The 3,878-nt window shown below is 43.1% G+C and carries 1 protein-coding gene; it reads right to left on the reverse strand.

The features are described from left to right. On the reverse strand, positions 1-3,665 hold a 3,665-nt coding region (locus WBA23_RS24470), incomplete at its 3' end, for a PKD domain-containing protein (RefSeq protein ID WP_424584904.1). Between the last annotated feature and the right edge of the window lie 213 nt (positions 3,666-3,878).

Raw genomic sequence — 3,878 nt, forward strand, 5'->3', positions numbered from 1 at the left:
AACGTAATTTCATTAGGAGGTGTAGCTCCACCCGAAGCTGAAAGCGTACCTATTACCGTGCCTACATCTTGCCCTTCAACAATCGTTTGTCCATCTAGCTCCACTAAGGTGGGAGGCTCGGCTACATCAGTAACGATAACAGTAAATGTTTCACTGACCGTTCCTCCCGGAAATACACTAGTAGCTTCTACTACAACCTGATATTCCGGCGGAAACCGCTCCTCAAAATTCAGTGGTTGAGATGTAAGCAGCTTATCACCGCTGATTTGAAAGTTGTCATTATCAGCCTGCCCAGTTGGGAGCGAGTAACTCGGAGCGAGAACAAAGCCTTGGAAAGAAAGCGTCCCTACTTCGGCGCCATCCTGATTCTCCGGCACCGTATTTCCGGTAAGAGTAAGATCAGATGCCTGAGGAGCTTCTATATTGATCGTAAAATCTTGTTGTTCACTGGTATTAACGTTAGATCCGTTAAAAGCACCATCATCTTGCAAAGTGACTAATACTTCGGCGCTTCCTGCCTGATTTTCAGCCACTTGGTAGGTAAGCGTACCGTCTGGACTAATATTGGGCTGTTCCGAAAACAGCTCCTGATTATCAGCAGTTACGGTAAAGTTTACCGTTTGCCCATTTTCATCGGTAGCTTCAGCAGGGCCAGGTGCGATGTTGGTGGCAAAATTCGGTACAGTTTGTCTTTCGCTGTTCGCCGCAACCGTTACCTCGTCGCCAGTAAGTGCAAAAATAGGTGCGTCGTTGACCGCGGCTACTTCAAATCTTAAAGTTTGCTCGTAGGTTTGTCGGGTGATATTATCAGTAGCTCGTACAGTAAGGTTAGCGTCACCATTGCTATTCGGCCTTGACTCAAACAAATAAACACCATTAGGATTGTCGGCGGTTAAAGTAGCAAAATCAAGCGTAAGTGGGTCAATACTAAAGCTCACATCTTGACTATTATCCGCTAGTTGAGCCTCAACGCGTTGTTGTCCACTAAAATCTTCGTCTACTATAACCGAAATAGGTGACAGGATGAATTCGGGAACCGGTGCCTCGGTTACTTCTATTAATATCGCATCACTCGTCGTTTTCTCACCATCGTTATCAGTCACTGTTAAAGTAGTCGAGTAGGTACCTACCTCAGTGAAGGTATGCGATGGAGAAGCAATAGTACTTGTTTCACCATCTCCAAAATTCCATAGATAGCTTTCAATTGTTCCGTCACCATCTTCAGACCCCTCACTACTAAAAGTAACTTCCAACGGAGCTGTACCACTAGTTGTATTAGCACTCGCCGCGGCCATAGGAACTACATTCTGTGGTTCATCTACGTAGATCATTACGGCATCGCTAGCGGTAGCCATATCATTATCCTCAACTACTAAAACGATTAAATGCTCCCCTATTGGTAGTGGAACGGTAACAGTTGATTCTTCACTCGTAACTAAAAGAGTACCGTTTTCAACGTCTTCTCTCCAATCATAACGAATTATTGTACCATCTTCATCTTCAGATTTTGATCCATCTAACGTAACATTGGCAAAACCATCTTCATCAGCTTCAACTCGCTGATCGTCTCCAGCATTGGCAGTTGGGGGAGCATTCACAGCAATAGTTACACTCGCACTGGCAGTTGCCAGATCGTCATCGGTCACCGTTAGCGTAGCTGTAAACTCACCAGGATCATCGTAAGTATAGGTTGGCGAAGCATCTTCACTACTATTACCATCCCCAAAATCCCAACTAAAGGTAATTGACCCGTCTTCATCTTCCGACCCGTCACTGCTGAAAGCAACTTCCAAGGGGGCGGTACCACTTACTGGGGTAGCAGTAGCTACTGCCACCGGAGCTTGATTCTGACTACTTACAATAATTTCAACTGAATCTTTCGCGGAAGCATTAAATTCATCGGTCACCGTTAACATTGCCAAATAGGTGCCTGAGGTTGTATAAGTATGAGAAGGAGACTCTTCAGTACTAGTTCCCCCATCGCCAAAACTCCATTCGTAGCTCGCTACAGGCTCGCCATTGTTGGTAGATCCTTCGCTACTGAATGCAATTGTTAAAGGGGCCTCCCCATTAGTAATATCGGAACTAGCAACTGCGGTAGGTGGTTGGTTGACAATAACACTAACTTCGTCAGTACTATCTTCTCCCTCCTCATCAAATACGGTAAGGATTACATTGTAGGTACCTACCGCTATTTGTTGTAGTATGATTGCCTGATCAGTATCCGCCAGTATTGTCTCATCAGGCAAAGTCCATAAGTAGCGAACGATACCTTTGTCATCAGTAGAAGCTGAAGCATCTAAAGTCACTTCCTCGCTACCATTTCTATCAGTATCGGTAACTAATATGTCCGTTCCGGCACTAGCAACCGGGGGAATATTTTCAGCTTCGTCTATCACGTCAATAACAAACGTAGTATCACGAGTACCACCTTCCGCATTGGCTGCACTCACGCGGATAGAATAGCTGTCTTGATTCTCGTAGTCTAAGACCTGAGCAGTTTGTAATTCACTACCGCTAAGCTGATTTAAAATACTGAATGCATCGTTTCCATCGCTTCCTTCTCCAGCTACTAATGAATACGTAACACCAGCGTCAACCGGAATAAAGTTGCCTACGGTACTGCCAATTGGCTGACTTTCGGCGATGCTCTTATTGTCCAGTTCAAACGCTGCTGGCAATTCCAACACATTAGTCAGCGTAATAGTAAAAGTTTTAGGATCAGAATCACCATCCCCCTGAGCTACCACTTCAATTACATAGATTTCAGGATCTTCCTCAAAATCAAACTCCCGATTAGTCTGTAACTCCTTGCCTACAATAGAAAATTCATCCCCGCCAGCCACCAAATCAAAGATAATATCCTCGGGGTCTACGGTTCCGCTCGATGCAGCAAGTGTTCCTATCACCATTCCAACTGGTTGATTCTCCTCAAAAGTGGAATCAGTAAGGGTAATATTACTAGGCGGCTCTTCTACATTTGTAACAGTAATAGTGAAAGTGCTATCTATACTGCCATCTCCGGTTGCTCGTATTGTTACGGGATAATCACCCGAAGCAAGGTCTTCAAAGTCATCTTCAACCTTCAGCACATTGTCTTCCAGTTCAAATAAGTCATCTTCTCCAACCAGACTAAATTCAATTGGTACCGGAGCACCTCCCGTAACTGATAAAATTCCCACCTCGGTATCTTCCTCCGCCCCCTGCTCTACGGTGCTATTGGACAAGATTATTTCAGTAGGCGGCTCTTCTTCATTAAGTACATCAATAGCAAATGTGCGCTCTTCTAAAATAGTACCTGCGAGTGAAGCTCTAACTCGAATGTTGTACGCAGCCTGCTCTTCGAAATCAAACCCCTGCCTGGGTGTAGCCTGAAGCTGACTGTTAATTTCTTTCTTTCTAATAAAGAAGAAACCGTTTCCCTCGCTACCTTCCCCATCCACTAACTCGTAATCAATCAAATTCCCCTGATCATCTATGAAATCACCAACTCCTACATTACCCGAACCTTCGGGTATAGAGTTTTCGCGTATTTCTGTAGACCCCAGTTCAATTTCGAATTGAGCACTTGCAGGGTTAAAAATAGCCAAGACTGATGACTCCAATAAAAGAGTACACAGCAGCATAAATATTATTCTAAACCACCAAGGAGGATTAAGTTTCAAACTTTAGTTATTTATAAAATTATAAAAAAAATATAATTATTCATATTTCAAATATACGTAAAGTATTATTAAAATAACAAAAAAATAAGCGGAATCTCTATAATATTTAACTTGGGGTAAACGCTCATTTTACTAGATTTGAGCAATTTTTGTGCAAAAAAAATATAAAATAGTTATAATAGCCTAATTACTAACAGATAATAAACGACATAG

Origin of the sequence: Tunicatimonas sp. (assembly GCF_049647865.1) — a bacterium.
In the GTDB taxonomy this organism is placed as follows: domain Bacteria; phylum Bacteroidota; class Bacteroidia; order Cytophagales; family Cyclobacteriaceae; genus Tunicatimonas.